Annotated in this window: 1 protein-coding gene; it reads left to right on the top strand. The window is 50.0% G+C overall.

What is annotated here, in order from left to right:
* Positions 1 to 139 (top strand): ribosome modulation factor (gene rmf, locus SB756_RS36430; RefSeq protein WP_410914121.1); only part of this gene is annotated, 139 nt, incomplete at its 5' end.
* Positions 140 to 228 lie beyond the last annotated feature (89 nt).

The following is a 228-nucleotide window of genomic DNA, read 5'->3' as shown; positions in this document are numbered from 1 at the left end:
ACGGGCACATCAACGTGGTTATCAGGCCGGTATCGCCGGACGCTCAAAAGAAATGTGTCCCTATCAGACGCTGAATCAAAGGTCACAATGGCTGGGAGGCTGGCGAGAAGCCATGGCGGACAGGGTAGTAATGGCCTGATTCTGTCTCTTTAAAAAGAAACCTCCGCATTGCGGAGGTTTCGCCTTTTGATACTCTGTCTGATTATAATCAGAAGGCAGACGTATCCT

It is taken from the genome of Pseudomonas sp. SIMBA_068 (assembly GCF_046534705.1).
Classification (GTDB): domain Bacteria; phylum Pseudomonadota; class Gammaproteobacteria; order Pseudomonadales; family Pseudomonadaceae; genus Aquipseudomonas; species Aquipseudomonas putida.
The sequence above is the reverse complement of the archived record's forward strand: the minus strand, read 5'-3'. Positions and strand labels throughout refer to the sequence as shown.